The sequence below is a fragment of the Variovorax sp. R-27 genome, assembly GCF_049913215.1.
Classification (GTDB): domain Bacteria; phylum Pseudomonadota; class Gammaproteobacteria; order Burkholderiales; family Burkholderiaceae_C; genus Variovorax.
This window is the reverse complement of sequence record NZ_CP183984.1, coordinates 6639363-6656294: the sequence shown is the minus strand read 5'-3', so window position 1 is coordinate 6656294 and position 16932 is coordinate 6639363. Positions and strand designations below refer to the sequence as shown.

The window sequence follows — 16932 nt, the reverse complement described above, 5'->3', positions numbered from 1 at the left end:
CCAAGTGAATACCATCTCCAAGTCCACCTACGGCACTGTCAGCCTCCCCACGTCCGGTCTCGCCGGCAACTTCATCAACGGCGAATGGTGCAAGCCCATCGGCGGCAAGACGCTTGACGTCATCAACCCATGCCGCCTCGACACCATCGCCGCCATCGGCGCCGCCGACTCGCGCGACATCAATGTCGCTGTTGCGGCTGCCAAAGCGGCATTCCCGAAATGGCGCCGCAAGGCAGCACGCGAACGCGGCGCCATGCTGATCGAGTTCGGCAACCGCATCACCGCAAACGCCGAAGAAATCGCCAAGATCCTGGCCGCGGAAACGGGCAATGCGCTGCGCACCCAGAGCCGGCCGGAGGTTGCCAGCACCGCCGAAGTCCTTCGCTATTACGGCGGCGTTATTGCAGAGCAAAAGGGTGAGACCCTCCCGCTTGGGCCTGGCCTCTTCAGCTACACCACCCGTGAGCCTTTCGGCGTGGTCGGGGCCATCATCCCCTGGAACTCGCCGCTCGTCCTGGCTGCGGTCAAGATCGGCATGTCGCTCGGAACGGGCAACACGCTGGTTCTCAAACCGGCAGAAGACGCACCGCTCGCCGTCATCCGCATCGCCGAGCTCGCTGCGGACATCTTCCCGCCCGGCGTCTTTAACGTCGTGACCGGCGAAGGCCTGGAAGCCGGCGCCCCGCTGAGCACTCATGCCGACGTCGCCAAGGTGTCGTTCACGGGATCGCACGAAGTGGGTCAGAAGGTCGCGCACGCCGTTGCGGACCGCATCGGGCATCTGACCCTGGAACTCGGCGGCAAGAGCCCCTGCATCGTCTACCCGGACGCCGGTACCGATGCAATGCTGGACACCACGGTGAACAACATCATCGCGGCGATGCGTTTCGCCCGTCAGGGCCAATCCTGTACCGCTGGCTCGCGTCTGTTCCTGCACAAGTCCATCTGGGACAAGGTGATGCCACGCCTGGTGGAGAAGGTCAATGCACTGAAGGTCGGCGACGCTCTCGACGAAACCTCCGACATCGGCGCCGTCATCAATGCCGAACGCTACAACGCGGTCTGCGGCTTCATCAAGGAAGCCATGGATGCCGGCGCGAAAGTGGAGACCGGCGCGTTGCCGCCGGCCGCCGGCGATGCCAAGGGCTACTTCCCGACACCCGTCATCTTCACGGGTGTCGACAACACCTGGCGCGTTGCCCGCGAAGAAGTGTTCGGACCGGTCCTCGTGGCCATCGCGTGGGAGAACGAGAGCGAAGTTCTCGCCATGGCTAACGACACGCACTACGGTCTTGCCGCCTACGTCTTCACGAACGACATCGGCGCGGCAATGCGAGCCACCGAACAGCTCGATGCGGGCTGGATCCAGGTGAATCGCGCCGGTGGCCAGATTCCTGGCATGTCCTACGGTGGTGCGAAGCAGAGCGGCATCGGTGCTGAGTACTCCATCGAAGGTGCGCTGGAGAGTTACACCAGCCGCAAGAGCGTCACGTTTGGTATTTGACCCGGGGACCCTCGTGAACAGCACTTCCACATCGGCGAACTACTGGACCCAGGGCTTGTCGCCGCAGCAGGTCGAGACGGGAAACCGAATCGACCGTCTGATGACGCTCGAAATTCGACCGCTCAGTGGGGGACTCCCGCCGGGAATCGTCGTGCCCATGTACGAGGTCTGCCGCGCGCACCACGAGGGCCCACTTTCGATGGCCGCCGCAGTTGCCCTCAAGGAGAAGGTTGTGCCTGGTAGCACGGTATTCATCGCTACAGGCGCAGGTGTGTCCCCGAAGCTCCCATGGGGCGAGACCGACGGTCCGGTCGGAGCTGCAGCACTGGCAGCCGCCCTGGTCAAAGGGCTGCGCGCGAAGGTCGTCTTCGTCACCGAGGAGGCGCACATGGCACCCATCAAAGCCGCCGTCGACCTGATGAACGCCAAGCTCGCTGTCTGGGCCGAAGAGAAGCCGGGTCGCGATGTTCAGCCCGTCACCATCGAGTCGTTCCCCATCGGGATGAACCGCGGGCAGACGCGCTCCCGGGCGCTGATCGAAACCCATCGCCCCAGCGCGGTGGTCTTTGTGGAACGTGACGGTCCCAACGTCGAGGGGCAATTTCACGGGGTTCGCGGTGACTGTCGGGATCCGTTGGCCGTTGGCTACGTCTATCTGCTCGCGTACCACGCAGCGGAAGCTGGAATCGTCACGATTGGCATCGGTGATGGTGGCAACGAGGTGGGCTTCGGCGCGGTCCGGGAGTCCATCCGGGACGTCCTCCCGCTGCGTGGCCGCTCTTTGGCCGGGCACGAGTCCGGTGTGGTCACCGTGGTGGCAACGGATGTGACGGTGAGTGCCGCCGTGTCGAACTGGGGCGCGTGCGCCGTCGGAACCGCACTCGCGGTGCTCGTTGGTGACGAGGAGTTGCTGCACGACGCCGATACAGAGCATGAACTGATAGCAGTGACTGTGGCCGCAGGTGCGCGCGACGGGGCTACTTCGAAGCAGGCCATGGTCGTTGACGGCATTGCGTTCGACGGCCACCTCGCCTTTGTCAATCTTCTGAGTGCCGTAGCGCGCATGTCCATTCGCACCGCTGCCACTGCGTAACCAAGACAAAAAATGCAAGTCAAGAAGACCACCGACTCGCTCGGCAATCCGCTCGACCCTATCGTCGGCTTTGCACGCGGGAAAATCATTCAATCGAGCGTCGACGAGGCGCGTCGACTGCGCCAAGGTCAGTCGGTTGCGGCAGAACGCATCCGCCGTCTCGGATCGATGTCGATTGGCGTGTTCACAGGCAACCAACGCGAGTTCCCGCTGAACGTCGAAGACCTCGCAACGAACTGCGAAGAGTGGGTCGGGCCTGGGCTCTACGCCGAAGAACTCCGACAGGTCGCCATCGAGCACATGGGCGGACAGCCCGGCGACATGGTGGCGCCCGTGAACAGGACGAGCGCTGGAATCATTGCCACTATTGCAGCGCTAGCCGACGGGAGGCCGGTGGTGTCCGTGGTCCCGCCTGGCGGCCGGTCGCACGCGTCGGTCATCCGCGGATGCGGCATCGCGCAGGTCATCCTGCATGAGGTTCAGGGAGACAAGGACTGGGCGTCGGTCATAGAAGAAAGGGCCCCCGCATTGGTGGTCGTGACCACCGTCACCAGCAGCCTTGAATATCTGGACGACAACGTCTCCATGGATGTCGCAGCGGTGGCGAAAGCAAGCGGCGCGGCGGTTCTCTTCGACGAGGCATACGGCGCCCGGATGCGACCGGTCCTGCGTGGTGGTGCGAAGAGTCTTCACCTCGGTGGCGACGTCGCCATCACCAATTGCGACAAGGCCGGTCTGTCGGGGCCACGCTCGGGGCTGTTGGTAGGCCGACCGCTGTTGATCACGCGCATTTCTGCGAAGGCGTCCGAGTTCGGGATGGAGGCGCGCGCCCCCATCGCAGCGAGCGCTCTTCGCTCATTGCAGCGATTCTCTCCAAAGGATCTTCTGGAGGAAGCGGAAAGCGGCAAGCAGCTCGCGGCGGCACTGCGAGACCGCATGGGAACCGATTTGGTCGCCGTGAGCGATCTTGGTCCGATGATTGAAGAAGACCTTGCCCTAAAGGAAGTCTTTCGCCGCGCCGGCAAGGCCCCGTCGGGGACTGATCTTGTTCCCTGTGAAATCACTTCGGCGCTCGGCATGGTGCTGCTGCGTGACCACGGCATCCTGACGGTGAATACTCATGGCCAGCCCGGTGCCCGTGTATCGGTCCGTCTCAAGCCGACCCACGGTGCGATCGAGCGTGTGGGTGGCATGTCCAAGGTTGTCGATGCAATGGCGGCCTCCTTCGATGAAGTGGCCCGCTACGTCGACAAGCCCAAAGAGCTTGCCGAACTCATCGTGGGAGCCACGCAATGACCGCGGTGAGCGGCGTGCTTGCCGCCATCGACGAGCGGCTCGACAAGCTGGTCAGCATGGACATCGGCGGCCGTGGCGTCGAACATCTGTACAAGGCCGCGCGCGCCCGGCAAGGCGCGACGCTCGTCGGCGCCGCGGCTGATGCGCTCTTGTCGGTGCCCGACGGCGCGACGGTCTTCGTCACCACGGGGTCGGTGTCGCGCGCCTGGATTTCCACCGAAATCGGTGAGAACGACGGCCCTGCAGGAGCCGCTGCCGTTATCCGTGCCCTGGCCATCTCCAAGCGCGTCCATTGCGTCCTGCTTGCCGAGGCCACGCTACTGCCTGGAATGAAGGCCATCCTGACAAGCGCGGGTTTGACCGTGCTGCCCTACGACCAGGCGCAGATTGCGTCCAAGGATGGGACTTTGGCGATCGCCTCGCTTCTCCCGTTCACGACGTCAGATGACGAGGCGCCTGCAGCAGCCAAGGAGTTGCTCGCCAAGTACAAGCCGAGCCTGTTCTTCTCGACGGAACGTGTTGGCCGAGCCAAGGACGGCGTCTACTACAGCATGCGGGCAATCGACTACGGTATGGGGCGGTCGCGAATCGACATCTTGTTTGATGAGGCCATCAGACAAGGCATCCCCACCGTTGCAGTGGGAGACGGCGGAAACGAAATCGGCATGGGGGCTGTGACCGAAGCAGTCAACGCACACGTGAAATTCGGCGAAACCATCGCTGCTGTCACATCCGCCGACGTGCTGGTGACCGCTGCATGCTCGAACTGGGGCTGCAACGCGATTGCGGGCGCCATGGCCGCCAGGCGCAAGGACGCGCGACTCCTTCATACGCCGGAGATGGAGCGCCAGCTGCTGACCCGCGGCGTCGACATCGGACTCATCAACTCTGTGCAGAACATCATCGATGCCAATGTCGATGGCTTGGCTCTGGACACACATGTCGCGTTTGCCGAGATGGTGCGTGCCGTTGTGCGGCCCGCACTGAGCTGATCCTGAACCGAACTCCCCCAGTTTTACAACGCAACGAGGAACTTCAAATGCGCCAACTCCTTAAATTGTTCGGTCTGCTACTGGCAGGCATGGTCATCGCGTCAACCGCGATGGCCCAAGAGAAGTCGAAGCTTGACGAGGTTCTTGCCCGCGGCAAGATCATCGTCGGTGTAAGTAGCGAATCGCCGCCCTTCGGATTTGTCGACGAGAAAGGTGAACTCACGGGCTTCGACATCGATATGGCGAAGCTCATCGCAAAAGGGATTTTTGGCAGCGATGACCCCAAGCACATCGAGTTCGTCAAGCAGAGTTCGGCTGCTCGCTGGGAGAATGTGAACAGCGGTAAGGTGGACTTCGGAATCCACGTTGCAACCGTTCTCCCCGACCGCATTGCGCGCGTTGCATTCACCCGTGGATACATCGACTCGTCAATCGTTGTCATCGTCAAGGCTGACTCGAAGTTCAAGAAGTTTGCGGACCTCAACACCGACAAGGTGACGACCGCGATCCTTTCGACACCCGTCCAGGCCGCTCGAGCCACGCAGTTCTTCCCGAAAGCAAAGACGACCACGCTCGACTCGATCGGGGCTCAGTTCACTGCGGTCAAGGGCGGGCGTGTGGACGCTGCTCAGCTGGACGAGCCTGTCGCCCTCTGGTACGCCACGCAGAACAAAGACGTGCGTGTACTGGAGGAGCGCATGACGGCAGTCACCAACAACGCCATCTATATGAAGCAAGGCGACTTCAAGTGGTGGCTGGCTCTGGACACCTACGTCAACGAGATGCGCGCCGGCTCGATGTTCAACGACTACTCGGCCTCGTACAAGAAGTGGTTTGGCAAGGCACCGATGAACGCGAAGTACTACGTCAAGTAATCGCCGACACCTCTGGAGCTGAAAGCAAGTATGAGCTGGTTGAACATGGTTTGGGGATGGTTGCCGGAGTTCTTCAACGGATTCCTGGTCACGGTCACGCTGGTGGGCATGTGCCTTCCTGTTGCCGTGGCCTTCGGGATGGGCGTGGTCCTCATGCGACTCTCGAACCATGCTGTCATCTGGGCACCGACGTACGCAGTGATTGAGTTTCTGCGAAACGTGCCAACGTTCCTGCTCATACTTGTCGTCTACTACGGCGCGCCGCTGCTCGGCTCGCGACTCGACGGAATTTATTGCGGTGCGATTGCCATCGCAGTTCAGCATACCGCCTACCTGGCAGAAGTCTTCCGAGGCGGAGTCAGCGCCGTTCCCCGGACGCAGTGGGATGCAGGGCGAGCCATCGGCCTTCGACCTGCCGGCGTTTTCTTCCGAGTTGTCCTTCCCCAAGCTGTGCTCAAGGTTGTACCGGCCATCGGGAACCAAGTGGTCGTGCTGATCAAGGACACGTCTCTTGTCGCAGGCATTGGGGTGGTGGATCTCACGCTGAGCGGAAAACTCGTCATGGAGCGGACAGCCGCCTCCTACGAAGTTTTCATCGTCATCGCTGCCTTCTATCTCGTGCTCACAACGCTCGCCAGCGCGGTTTTTCATTGGCTCGAGATTTTCTCGCGCAAGCGCAACTGAGGAATTCAGATGGACGTCGCATTTCTGAATATCAACTATCTGCTGAAGGCAGCTCTTGTCACCCTGGAGATGGCGGTCGCTACGGTCGTCCTCAGCTTCATTGTTGGTACCGCCCTGGGCGTCGCGGCAGCGCTGAGCGGACGACTGGTCCGATCAGTTCTTACAGTCTACGTGTATGTGGTGCGAGGGGTTCCGGTCCTGGTCCTTATCTTCATCGCCTACTTTGGCCTGCCGCGCCTGGGCGTCGACGCGCCGAACTACGTGGCTGCCACCATTGCCCTGGTCATCTACTTTGCGGCCTTCGTGGCCGACATCGTCAGAGGTTCGATTCTTGCCGTGCCCAAAAGCACCGTGGAGGCCGGATTGGCTATCGGTCTGCGTTGGAGGCAAGTCCTCATGCAGATTCAACTTCCCCTTGGGATGCGTCTCGCGCTCCCGCCATTGGTAACCACTGCGTCTATTGCAGTGAAGAGCACTTCGTACGCCTCGATCGTGGGCGTCTGGGAACTGACGTATGCATCGCGTGAGGTCGTCGAGCGGACTTTGGCCGCGTTTGAGATTTTCTTCACCGTGATGGTTATCTATTTCTGTATCTGCTACCCGATTTCACTCTGTGCGACCTATCTGCAGCGGCGCTATGCGGCGGCGTAGTCGCTCAACGAACTGCCTGAAAACCATGAACAAAGAACAGCCCCTGCCGACTAGCCGGCCGATGATCGAAGTTCGAGGCGTCTCGAAGAGCTTCGGCGAGAACCAAGTCTTGAAGAGCATCTCCTTCGAAGTGAAGGAGGGTGAGGTTGTCGTTCTCATCGGACCCAGCGGGTCCGGTAAGTCGACGCTCCTGCGATGTATTAACTACCTTGAGGATTTCCAGGCAGGCGAAATCCTCGTCGATGGTGCGGCTGTCGGCTACAACTCCACGGCTGGCAGCTCAAAGAGGACCAAGCAATCCGAGACTGAGATTGCCCGTCTCAGAACCAAGGCAGGGATGGTCTTTCAGAACTACAACCTGTTCCCCCACAAGACGGCCATCCAGAACATCATGATGGGGCCGGTGCTGGTGAACGGGGAGTCCAAGGCCGAGGCTCGCGAACATGCCCAGGCGTTGCTGGCCAAGGTCGGCCTGGCAGACAAGGCGAACCACTATCCATCTCAGCTCTCCGGCGGTCAGCAGCAGCGCGTGGCCATCGCCCGTGCTCTTGCCATGCGGCCGAAGGTGATGCTGTTCGACGAGGTGACATCAGCCTTGGACCCAGAGCTGGTCGATGAGGTCCTCAAGACGCTTCGCGACCTCAGCACAGAGGGGATGACGATGATCATCGTCACGCACGAGATGCAGTTCGCACGCGATGTCGCGGATCGACTTCTCTTCTTCTACCAAGGCTCCATCATCGAAGACGGGCCTCCGAACGATGTGTTCGCGAACCCCAGAACCGAACGTTTTCAAGCGTTCGTGAAGCGTTTCCAGAGTGCGGCGATGGCTGCCTAGTCCCTCTACAGGTCAATCTCCCGCCTCCAAAAGAATGAACGCACTTGCTTCATCCGTCGCTCTCGCTGGTGAGAGGCCCATTCTGGAGATGAAGAAAATTCATCTCTCCTATGGCAATAACGCCGTGCTGAAGGGCGTGGACCTCTCGGTTCGTCGAGGGGAAGTCGTCGTGATCGTGGGCCCCAGCGGCGGCGGAAAGAGTTCTCTACTTCGCTGCGCGAACCTGCTGCAGCGAGTCAACTCTGGTCAGATCCTTCTCGAAGGAGAGGACCTTGCAGGAGGTTCACTCAACGAGAACCAGATTCGTCAGCGCGTGGGTATGGTGTTCCAGCACTATCACTTGTTTCCTCATCTCAGCGTCCTTCGAAATCTGACACTCGCTCCGCGAAGAGTGCTCAAGGAGTCGACGGGCAGATCGGAAGCGCGCGCGCATGAACTCCTGCGGAAGGTCGGTCTTGCCGACAAGGCGAACAGCTATCCGGACCAGCTCTCCGGTGGCCAGCAGCAACGCGTTGCCATTGCCCGCGCGCTGATGATGCAGCCGCACGTGATGCTCTTCGACGAAGCAACGTCCGCGCTCGACCCGGAGCTTGTGGGCGAGGTGCTGGCGGTGATGAAAGATCTGGCCAAGTCTGGCATGACCATGCTCGTTGTCACCCATGAGATGGGCTTCGCTCGGGAGGTTGGCGACCGGCTCGTCCTGGTCGCCGGCGGAAACATCGTCGAACAGGGCCCTCCTGCTCAAGTACTCGACCGGCCTCAACACGAGCGCACGAAACAGTTCCTGTCTCGGATGACCAGGCACTAGCTGGATGCCACTGTTCTTTTCTCCACGTCCTCCCGTCTGTTCTGAAAGCTTGTCATGAAGAAATCGCTGATTGCTTCCCTGGTCTCCGCCATGAGCTTCATCTCCCTTGCAGCAATGGCCGCCGTGCCCAAGGTGGACGTTCCGCTGCCGCCGGAGGTCAAGGCAACTGGCTTCCTGACCGTTGGCATCAACTGCACGTACCCGCCCGCTGGTTTCGTTGGCATCGACGGCAAACCTGCCGGATACGAGTACACGTTGGTGAAGCGTATCGGTGAAGCCGCCTTCGGCACCGGTGATGGCTTGAAGACTCAGTGCGTCAACGATGGAAACCGCGTTTCATTCCTTCAGTCCGGCAAGATCGACATGATTCTGGCCTCGCTCGCATATACACCTGCGCGTGCAGAACAACTCGACTACTCCAATCCAATTTGGGCTAGCAATCTTCAGCTCATTGTCCCCAAGGACTCGAAGATCAACGACTACGCTGATCTCGCCGGCAAGACAGTCGTGACGCCGACTGGCAGCACGTACCAGACTTGGCTGCAGAAGTGCTACCCGCAAGCAAACTTGGTGACAGCTCAGACCGCAGCAGAAGGCGCCACCATGCTCACGCAAGGACGTACCGATGCCTTCGCCTACATCGATGTGTATGGCTTCAACTTCACTCAGATGCAGAAGAACTACAAGGTAGTCGGCACATTGGCCGCGACTGCAGTTCAAGGCGTGGGGGTCAAGAAGGGCAACAAGCCGATGCTCGATTGGCTGAATGCGGTGCTCGAGCAGATGCGTGCGGAGGACGCTTTCTACAAGGCTTTTGCAGCGGAAGTAAAGGATCCCGCATTCGTCGCGAAGTATCGACAGATTGTTCCGGGACCGGGCATGAAGATGGACTACTCAAAGTCCGGCGCGCTCGACTGCTTGAAGTAAGGAATCCGAAAAGAGCGCCCATCCGACCACGTAGGGTGGATCGCCGGGAGGAACCGATATGACACCGAATTTCATGAACGAACTGCTCGTTCTGCTCGACGGACTAGGCCGGACGCTGCTTGTTAGTGGCATCGGCATTGCCCTCGGTATGGCGCTGGGCATGCTGATGGGGGCAGCGCGCCATGCGCGCATTCCGGTGCTGAGCGAGCTCATCGCTTGCTACGCCAATCTCTTCCGATGCACGCCGCTCCTGGTCCAGGTCGTGATGCTCTACTTCGCGCTGCCCGACCTTGGAGTAAAGCTCTCGCCGTTCGAGACGTCGTGGCTGGCGCTGGGACTTTGGGGGGCTGCGTACCACACGGAAATCTTCCGAGCAGGCTTCGGCGCTGTGAACCCGAACGAGGTGCTCGTTGCTCGAGCGCTCGGGATGTCTGCTCCTCGGGCTTTTCTGGACATTACCGTTCCCCTTGGTGCGCGTGCGGCAATTCCTGCGGCGACGACTATGGCGATCACGCAGTTTCGGTCGTCGTCTTTCATGATCGCAGTCGGCTATCAGGAGCTTACGTACGTAGCCAATCGCATGGTGGCAGACACGTTCAAGGTGTTCCAGGTGTTCGGCATTGCAGCGCTTGCCTATCTCATCGTCTCGAACGTTATTGCAATGGCCTCCCGCAGGCTTGAGAAGACGGTCGCAGTGCACGGCCTGGGGGCTGTGAAATGAACCAGGTATGGATGGGTCCCGTCGCATCGCACATGCTCAGCGGGCTGTACGTCACGCTCTGGGTCTCATTGCTGACAACGCTCGTCGCGACCGCTATCGGGATAGTCGTCGGAGCGCTCTCCGCGAGCACGACGCCCTGGGTGAAGTTCGTCGTGCGGTTCTATATCGACATCTTCCGAGGCGTTCCTTCACTGATAACGCTCTTGTTTGTCTTCTTCGCGTTGCCGCACGTCGGCATCAGCACCGGGCCTATCACTGCGTCGGTGCTTGGATTGGCACTCTGGGGTGGCGCGAACATCGCCGAGACCGCACGAGGTGCGCTCAAGTCGATTTCGTCCCATCAAACGGAAGCCGCCCGCGCTCTTGGTATGGGCAAGCTGGATGCACTCGTGTTTGCAGTGATGCCCCAGGCGCTCCGGCGGTTCCTGCCTCCGTACATCGGACAACTCACCGTGCTGATTCAGGCCAGCGCGCTCACATCCGTCGTCGGTGTCACCGACTTGCTGGGTTCGGCGAGGCAAATGATCGAACGGCTGGCATACGTGAGCAATGACGCTCATGCAGTGGAAATCTATTGTGGTGTCCTCGTTGTCTTTTTCGTCATCTGCTATCCGCTAACCCTGCTCTCCGACTACCTGGAACGTCGGCTCCGAAGCTAACCATCATGAACAGCCCTGCCACCCTACAAGAACGAAGCCTGCCAGCCACGACAGCAGTGTCCCCCGCGGCGCTGCCACCGGCCGGTGCGCAAGGCCTGTTGGCCGTTCCGCGCTTGCGCGACCTACCGATGTCCGTCGCGGCGGCTGAAGCCAAGAAGAGGGACGTTGAGGCGATCCTGGAGGGTGTGGCGGTTCTCGGCTACAACTAGGCGCTGGCATGTCCGCTCTATGCTCAGCAACCGCCATGCAGGAACAGAAGGGTGACGGCATGTCCGAGCTTCACCGGGTGGTCATCGTCGGCGGCGGCGCGGCGGGCCTTGAGCTCGCGACCAGCCTTGGCAAGAACCGGGATCTGGCTGTCACGCTCGTTGACCGATCGCGAACGCACGTCTGGAAGCCGAAGCTCCATGAGATCGCGGCCGGAAGCATGGACACCGGCCGGCACGAAGTCGGATACCTGGCGCATGCACGCAAGCACGGCTTCGTGTTCCGTATCGGACAGGTGTCCGGGCTCGACCGATCAGCCCGACTCGTGACCGTCGAACCGTATGTGGATGGGGAGGGGGAGCAGGTCACCCCCCGGCGGCGCATTCCCTACGACACGCTGGTCATCGCCATCGGAAGCCAGAGCAACGACTTCGGCACCGAAGGGGTGGTCCAGCATGCCCTCAAGCTGGAGTCGCTCGGCGATGCCGCCCGCTTCAATCGAAAGCTGATGAATGCCTGCTTCCGAGCCCAGTCTCAGGAAGGTCCGCTGACTGCGGTCCAACTTCGCATCTGCATCATTGGCGCGGGCGCGACGGGCGTCGAGCTGGCCGCCGAACTGCACCGAACGGGGCGGGAGGTCCTGGGCACCGCCGACGCCGTGCGAAACAGGCGGGCGCAGCTCGAGATTCACCTGGTCGAGGCTTCGCAGAGAATTCTTCCGGCGCTGCCGCCCCGCGTCTCCGACGCCGCGCATCGGCTGTTGAGCCGTTCGGGCATTCATGTCCATGTCGGAGCGAGTGTCAGCCGCGTGGGCGAGGGCGAGGTCACCCTGAAGGACGGCCGCACGATCCCCGCGGAAATCAGCGTGTGGGCCGCGGGCGTGAAGGCGCCGGCCGTGCTGAAGACACTGGACGGTCTTGAGACCAATCGGCTTCATCAGCTGACCGTGCACCCGACCCTGCAGACGACGTCGGACGCCCGCATCTTCGCGATCGGCGACTGCGCTGCATGCATGCGCCCCGATGGAAACGGCTGCGTGCCACCTCGCGCCCAGGCGGCGCACCAGCAGGCGTCATTCCTGGCGCGACATCTTCCGCGATTCATCGCGGGCGCAAGTCTGCCTCCCTATCGCTACCGGGATTTCGGCTCGCTGGTTTCCCTGGGGGACTTCAGCACGGTCGGCAGCTTGATGGGCAGCGTCGTCGGCAGGAACATGTTCATCGAAGGCGTCTTCGCCAAGCTCATGTACCGGTCGATGTACAAGATGCACGAACTTGCCCTGCACGGATGGTGGCGGGTGGCCCGCGAGACGCTGGCGAGGTTGCTGACGCCTTCGACTGGCTCCAAGGTGAAGCTGCACTGACTTCCCATTTGCCGACTATTGAACAGAGGAAATCATGTCCACCATTCTCGACGTTGATGCCGTCCGCCAGGAATTCCCGGTCACCAGGCGGATGCTCTACCTGGACTCCGCGCACCAGACACCCATGGCGACCTGCGTGCGCCAGGCGCTTTCCGAATTTCTCGCGGAAGGCAACGAAATGGCCGGCCCCAAGCCTGTGTGGATGCGCCGCGTCGAGCGCGCCCGGGAGGACGTCGCGGCGCTGCTGAATGCATCGCCCAGCGAGATCGCCTTCACGAAGAACACCTCCGAGGGCCTCAATATCGCCGCCAATGCCGTTCCGCTCGCAAGCGGAGACACCGTCCTGATGCTCGAGGGCGACCATCCGAACAATGCCTATGCCTGGCTCAACCTGAAGCGCAAGGGCGTGCAGGTGCGTTTCGTGAAGGTGGCAGACGATGAAATCGCGACCGCGGAAACCTTCGAGCCCTTCATCGATGCCAGGACCAAGGTCATCTCGTTGTCGCACGTGACCTTCCATGCGGGCCAGCGGCACGACATCGCCAGCATCGGCCGCCTGTGTGCACAGAAGGGCATCTACCTGGTCGTCGACGTGATGCAGTCCGTCGGCGTGCTTCCGGTCGACGTCAGGAAGCTGGGCGTGTCCGTGCTGGCCGCTGGCTGCCACAAGGGTTTGCTCGTGCCCCAGGGCCTGGGCATCCTCTACGTGAAGGCCGGCCTGGATGAGTTGCAACCGGCCTACCTTGCGATGAGCAGCCTGGCGAATCCCCCGGAAGACTACATCGCGCGGCCCGACGATCTGGCGCCGCGCAAGGATGCGGGGCGCTTCGAGTTCGGCAACTACAACCTTCCCGATCTGCATGCCTTGTCCAGCTCGATCGCCCTCATCCGAAAGACCGGCGTCGAGCGCATCGAAGCGCATGTGCTCGAGCTGGGCGACCGCTTGATCGCACAGCTTGAAAGGCTCGGCGTGCGCCTCGTTGGTCCACGCGCTCGTGCCAGCCGTGCCCACATCTACGTGCTGGATCTGCCGGTCGCCGAGTGGCTCGACTACTTCACGCAAAATCAGGTTCGCGTATCGCCCGAGCGCGGCGGCATTCGCATCTCCTTCGGCCTCTTTAACACCTCCGAAGACGTCGACCAGGTCGTCTCGCTGATCCGGCAGCGCCTGAGCCGCGCCGTTTGACGGTGCCCGCGGGCGTTGACAGGGTTGCGCCGCGGCCGTGCTACCCCAAGGCCACGAACAGCTTCTTCAAAAGAACAAGCAGTCCAAGCGATCCACCGAGGACGATGAAATACGCCAGAGGCGCGCCTGCCATGGTCTCCCACCATCGCGGTGGGCCGGAAGGCCTGGGTTTGTTTCTTTGAGTGTTCATCGTGTTCCCTTTGGATGTGTACCTCTGCCTGCGCAAGGCAGGCAGAGGCTGCGTTTCAACTGATGCGGATCTTCGGATTCACCAGGCCGTTGAGCCACTCGGCCAGCCACAACAGCGCCGTACGGCCCGGGCCGTGCAATGAAAGCTGATGGCTGCGGTAGAGCAGTGCATGACTCCACTGTGCGAATCGGCCCTTGACAAAGCCGTCCGGGAAAAAGCCGAAGCGACCGAGCGTTCCAAAGGCGTTGTAGTCACTGAGTGAAACAAGAGATCCCAGGTCGCGAAAGTTGAACGGCGGCAATGGCTCGCCGGACAGCCATGCCGGGAGATGCCTTGCCAGATGTAGCGCTTGCTGGTTGGCAACCTGGGCCGTCGATGGAAGCGGCCGCGGGGCGCCAGGCGGAAGCAGACTGGCGCAATCGCCGATGGCAAAGATGCAATCCTCACCGCTTGCCAGCAAGCTGGGTGTAGCTATCACTTGGCCGAGAGGGTTGAGTCCGAGTCCGCAGTCCGCGATGCCGCTGGCCGCACGGATGCCGGCAGCCCATACCTTGAGGGCGGCCTCTATCCGTTCCCCGCCGTCAAGCACGAATCCTTCGGGGTCGGCCGCCACGACCCGTACCCCGGTGCGAACATCGATACCCAGTGCGCGCAACTGGGCCGCTGCCGAAGTTGAAACTGCTTCCGGAAATGCGTTGAGTATTCTTGGCGCGCCTTCCAGCAATGTCAGGCGCAGCCGCTGGCGAATACCGGTCTGGGTTCCATAGCCGCCGGCGAGTTCGACCATGCGGCTCATTTCGGTGGCCAGCTCCACGCCTGTAGCGCCGCCGCCCACGATCGCGACGTCGATGCTGTTCCCGTTCACGAAGCTGCGCGCCACGTGCGCACGCAAGCGACTGTTGAAGGCATCCGCCTGCCCCTGGCTGTCGATCCGATGGCAATGTTCGTCGACGCCGGGCGTCCCGAAGTCGTTGGCGCTGCTACCCAGGGCCAGAACGAGTGCGTCGTAAGACAGCTCGCGGGCCCCGGCCACCGTTTCGCCTTCCAGCCGGACCGGCGCCAGATGGATGCGCCGGGCCGCACGGTCGATGCCGTCGAGCTCGCCGGGCACGTAGCTGAAATCATGCGCCCGGGCGTGCGTCAGATACTGGACCTGCTGCTGATGGATGTTCCAGGTGCCCGCGGCGATGGTGTGCAACATGGGTTTCCAGATATGCGTGGGACTTCGATCGACGAGGGTGATCTCGGCACGGCCGGTGGCACCGAGCGTGCGTCCCAGGCGGGTGGCCAGGATCAAGCCGGCGACACCCCCTCCTGCCACCACGATGCGCCGCGGACGCCGGTGAAGTGTGCTCATGATGGCGACCCGATCAGGAGCCGGACCTGCTCGTTGGTCATGTTCACAGCGGTGGCGCGGTCCCGCCGCAGGTCGACGACGGAGCGAAGCGCCAAGCCGCTGAACAGCGCCGCGATCATGTCCATGCGCGTCATGAGGGTGGACTCGTCGAGGCCTTCGGGCAGGCCGATGCGCCGTGTCATGTCCAGAAAGCGCTTTTTGACCGCGCGATCGGTCCTCTGCAATATCTTTGCCACGGCGGGGTTGCGCGCTGCTTCGGCTGCCAGCTCGAGCATCAGACCGACAGAAGCCGGATTGCTGTTGCGTTCGACCATCTCTTGAGTTCGGCGAATCAGTCTGCTCGCAAGATTTCCACCGCCCGCGTCTTGTTCCATGCGGCGCACCAGCTCGGCCATGTCGCTTTCCTCGCGCGCCGCGATCGCTTCGACCATGGCTTCCTTGCTCGCGAAGTACCGATAGAGACCCGCCGGGCTGATGCCGGCGACCTGGCAGATGGTGGCGGTACTGCAGCCATGGAAACCTTCCCGACGAAAGCATTCCGCTGCGGCATCCAGCACTTGGTTTCGGCGCAATTCGTCCTCGCGTCCGGTCTGGGTCGCCGCGCCGTAGATGAAAGGAAGGCGCATGCAAGTTCTCCTGGAGGGGGGTGGAAAAACGGTTTGCCCGGTCGATGTTTAAATAGACAGTGCTGTACTGAAATGTATTTTGACTTCCAGCTCCGTGTCAATAAATAATGAACACATGTGTATGAAAATAAACGGAGGCACGAGATGCGAGTGAAGACCGAAGCCAAGCGCGAAGCCATCGTCCAGGTGGCATCGGAAGTCTTCAGGGAGCTGGGGTTCGAGGGCACCTCCATGGTGGAAATCGCCGCGCGCGTGGGCGGTTCGAGGGCCACGCTCTATGGGTACTTCGCCTCCAAGGAGGAACTGTTCGTGGCCGTGATCCACGGCTCGGCAAAGCGCCACTTCGATCCGATCTTCACCGCGCTGGCGGAGGAGGGCGAGGAAGACCTCGAACGCGTGCTGCAACGCTTCGGCGAGAAGGTCCTGGCCGTGATCTGCTCGCAAGAGGTCATCCAGGCGCACAGGGCCGTGATCGCGGAATCCGGCCGCAGCGACATCGGGCGGCTGTTCTACGAGGGCGGTCCCAAGAAGGGTGTTGCCGCGTTGGCAGATTTCCTGGAGCAGCAGATGCGCCAGAACAGGCTGCGGCGAGCCGATCCGTACGTGGCGGCTGCCCATCTGACTGCACTACTGGACTCGGAGACCGTCAGGCCGAGTCTTCTCGGCATCCAGGGGCCGTTGACCCGGAAAGAACTGCGAGAGGCGACGCATCGCGCCGTGCAGGTGTTCCTTGGCGGTTACGCGTCGGCCGGCAAGCGTGTCGAATGACATGGGATCGAGGTTCCCCGTGCACCCAGTCCGATTGGCAGACCGCCTGCGCCCATGAAATTTGGCATCAGGGCAAAGTGCTTCCGGTTCGTTCTGTTTGCCTGCGCTGCCGCTGGCTTCCTCCGATCAGACTGGCGCATTTGCATGTGTGGGCCTGCTGGATGCACGCATCGCCTGAAGCGACCGG

Annotated in this window: 17 protein-coding genes; 15 read left to right on the top strand and 2 right to left on the bottom strand. The window is 61.7% G+C overall.

Annotation, left to right across the window (positions count from 1 at the left end; translation table 11 throughout):
- Positions 1-4: 4 nt before the first annotated feature.
- From ACN9MV_RS31330 to ACN9MV_RS31265, 14 genes are all read left to right on the top strand, one after another.
- A complete protein-coding gene (locus ACN9MV_RS31330) occupies positions 5-1504 on the top strand; it encodes an aldehyde dehydrogenase family protein (protein ID WP_426390789.1) in 1500 nt (499 codons plus the stop codon).
- A 13-nt stretch (positions 1505-1517) separates the two neighbouring features.
- A complete protein-coding gene (locus tag ACN9MV_RS31325) occupies positions 1518-2597 on the top strand; it encodes a glutamate cyclase domain-containing protein (RefSeq protein ID WP_426390788.1) in 1080 nt (359 codons plus the stop codon).
- A 12-nt stretch (positions 2598-2609) separates the two neighbouring features.
- Entirely contained in the window at positions 2610-3893 is a 1284-nt protein-coding gene (locus ACN9MV_RS31320; RefSeq protein WP_426390787.1) for a selenocysteine synthase, read from the top strand.
- A complete protein-coding gene (locus ACN9MV_RS31315; RefSeq protein WP_426390786.1) occupies positions 3890-4885 on the top strand; it encodes a glutamate cyclase domain-containing protein in 996 nt (331 codons plus the stop codon). Before ACN9MV_RS31320 ends, ACN9MV_RS31315 begins: the two co-directional genes overlap by 4 nt.
- 47 nt (positions 4886-4932) lie before the next feature.
- Positions 4933-5760: a transporter substrate-binding domain-containing protein gene (locus ACN9MV_RS31310; RefSeq protein ID WP_426390785.1), complete on the top strand. Its 828-nt coding sequence runs from the start codon at positions 4933-4935 to the stop codon at positions 5758-5760.
- A 30-nt stretch (positions 5761-5790) separates the two neighbouring features.
- Positions 5791-6444, top strand: coding sequence for an amino acid ABC transporter permease (locus ACN9MV_RS31305; RefSeq protein ID WP_426390784.1), 654 nt, complete (start codon positions 5791-5793; stop codon positions 6442-6444).
- Between the two features lie 9 nt (positions 6445-6453).
- Positions 6454-7095 carry an amino acid ABC transporter permease gene (locus ACN9MV_RS31300; protein WP_139701216.1) on the top strand — a complete coding sequence of 214 codons (642 nt, stop codon included), beginning with the start codon at positions 6454-6456 and terminating at the stop codon, positions 7093-7095.
- 61 nt (positions 7096-7156) lie between these two features.
- Positions 7157-7933: an amino acid ABC transporter ATP-binding protein gene (locus ACN9MV_RS31295; RefSeq protein WP_426393216.1), complete on the top strand. Its 777-nt coding sequence runs from the start codon at positions 7157-7159 to the stop codon at positions 7931-7933.
- A 34-nt stretch (positions 7934-7967) separates the two neighbouring features.
- The gene (locus ACN9MV_RS31290) at positions 7968-8741 is read left to right on the top strand and encodes an amino acid ABC transporter ATP-binding protein (RefSeq protein ID WP_426390783.1); all 774 of its coding nucleotides are present in this window, start codon (positions 7968-7970) and stop codon (positions 8739-8741) included.
- A 54-nt stretch (positions 8742-8795) separates the two neighbouring features.
- Positions 8796-9668, top strand: a complete 873-nt coding sequence (locus ACN9MV_RS31285; RefSeq protein ID WP_426390782.1) for a transporter substrate-binding domain-containing protein — start codon at positions 8796-8798, stop codon at positions 9666-9668.
- A 58-nt stretch (positions 9669-9726) separates the two neighbouring features.
- Positions 9727-10389 (top strand): amino acid ABC transporter permease, encoded by a 663-nt coding sequence (locus ACN9MV_RS31280; RefSeq protein WP_426390781.1) that lies wholly within the window; start codon positions 9727-9729, stop codon positions 10387-10389.
- Positions 10386-11048, top strand: coding sequence for an amino acid ABC transporter permease (locus ACN9MV_RS31275; protein WP_426390780.1), 663 nt, complete (start codon positions 10386-10388; stop codon positions 11046-11048). The genes ACN9MV_RS31280 and ACN9MV_RS31275 overlap by 4 nt, the downstream gene beginning before the upstream one ends.
- Before the next feature lie 244 nt (positions 11049-11292).
- Positions 11293-12618, top strand: a complete 1326-nt coding sequence (locus ACN9MV_RS31270) for an NAD(P)/FAD-dependent oxidoreductase (protein ID WP_426390779.1) — start codon at positions 11293-11295, stop codon at positions 12616-12618.
- A 34-nt stretch (positions 12619-12652) separates the two neighbouring features.
- Positions 12653-13804, top strand: a complete 1152-nt coding sequence (locus tag ACN9MV_RS31265; RefSeq protein WP_426390778.1) for an aminotransferase class V-fold PLP-dependent enzyme — start codon at positions 12653-12655, stop codon at positions 13802-13804.
- A 245-nt stretch (positions 13805-14049) separates the two neighbouring features.
- On the opposite strand, the gene ACN9MV_RS31260 is transcribed toward ACN9MV_RS31265, so the two are convergent.
- Both ACN9MV_RS31260 and ACN9MV_RS31255 read right to left on the bottom strand, forming a co-directional pair.
- On the bottom strand, positions 14050-15351 hold the full coding sequence (locus ACN9MV_RS31260) for an NAD(P)/FAD-dependent oxidoreductase (protein ID WP_426390777.1): 1302 nt from the start codon (positions 15349-15351) through the stop codon (positions 14050-14052).
- On the bottom strand, positions 15348-15977 hold the full coding sequence (locus ACN9MV_RS31255) for a TetR/AcrR family transcriptional regulator (protein WP_426390776.1): 630 nt from the start codon (positions 15975-15977) through the stop codon (positions 15348-15350). The genes ACN9MV_RS31260 and ACN9MV_RS31255 overlap by 4 nt, the downstream gene beginning before the upstream one ends.
- A gap of 144 nt (positions 15978-16121) precedes the next feature.
- Here ACN9MV_RS31255 and ACN9MV_RS31250 point away from each other — a divergent pair, with 144 nt between their 5' ends.
- Positions 16122-16745, top strand: a complete 624-nt coding sequence (locus ACN9MV_RS31250) for a TetR/AcrR family transcriptional regulator (RefSeq protein WP_426390775.1) — start codon at positions 16122-16124, stop codon at positions 16743-16745.
- Positions 16746-16932: the final 187 nt, after the last annotated feature.

Excerpts from the sequence above, each read along its gene's own strand:
- ACN9MV_RS31320 (WP_426390787.1), top strand. The coding sequence starts at position 2,610 with ATGCAAGTCAAGAAGACCACCGACTCGCTCGGCAATCCGCTCGACCCT.
- ACN9MV_RS31315 (WP_426390786.1), top strand. The coding sequence starts at position 3,890 with ATGACCGCGGTGAGCGGCGTGCTTGCCGCCATCGACGAGCGGCTCGAC.
- ACN9MV_RS31310 (WP_426390785.1), top strand. The coding sequence starts at position 4,933 with ATGCGCCAACTCCTTAAATTGTTCGGTCTGCTACTGGCAGGCATGGTC.
- ACN9MV_RS31305 (WP_426390784.1), top strand. The coding sequence starts at position 5,791 with ATGAGCTGGTTGAACATGGTTTGGGGATGGTTGCCGGAGTTCTTCAAC.
- ACN9MV_RS31300 (WP_139701216.1), top strand. The coding sequence starts at position 6,454 with ATGGACGTCGCATTTCTGAATATCAACTATCTGCTGAAGGCAGCTCTT.
- ACN9MV_RS31295 (WP_426393216.1), top strand. The coding sequence starts at position 7,157 with ATGATCGAAGTTCGAGGCGTCTCGAAGAGCTTCGGCGAGAACCAAGTC.
- ACN9MV_RS31290 (WP_426390783.1), top strand. The coding sequence starts at position 7,968 with ATGAACGCACTTGCTTCATCCGTCGCTCTCGCTGGTGAGAGGCCCATT.
- ACN9MV_RS31285 (WP_426390782.1), top strand. The coding sequence starts at position 8,796 with ATGAAGAAATCGCTGATTGCTTCCCTGGTCTCCGCCATGAGCTTCATC.
- ACN9MV_RS31280 (WP_426390781.1), top strand. The coding sequence starts at position 9,727 with ATGACACCGAATTTCATGAACGAACTGCTCGTTCTGCTCGACGGACTA.
- ACN9MV_RS31275 (WP_426390780.1), top strand. The coding sequence starts at position 10,386 with ATGAACCAGGTATGGATGGGTCCCGTCGCATCGCACATGCTCAGCGGG.
- ACN9MV_RS31270 (WP_426390779.1), top strand. The coding sequence starts at position 11,293 with ATGCAGGAACAGAAGGGTGACGGCATGTCCGAGCTTCACCGGGTGGTC.
- ACN9MV_RS31265 (WP_426390778.1), top strand. The coding sequence starts at position 12,653 with ATGTCCACCATTCTCGACGTTGATGCCGTCCGCCAGGAATTCCCGGTC.
- ACN9MV_RS31260 (WP_426390777.1), bottom strand. The coding sequence starts at position 15,351 with ATGAGCACACTTCACCGGCGTCCGCGGCGCATCGTGGTGGCAGGAGGG.
- ACN9MV_RS31255 (WP_426390776.1), bottom strand. The coding sequence starts at position 15,977 with ATGCGCCTTCCTTTCATCTACGGCGCGGCGACCCAGACCGGACGCGAG.
- ACN9MV_RS31250 (WP_426390775.1), top strand. The coding sequence starts at position 16,122 with ATGCGAGTGAAGACCGAAGCCAAGCGCGAAGCCATCGTCCAGGTGGCA.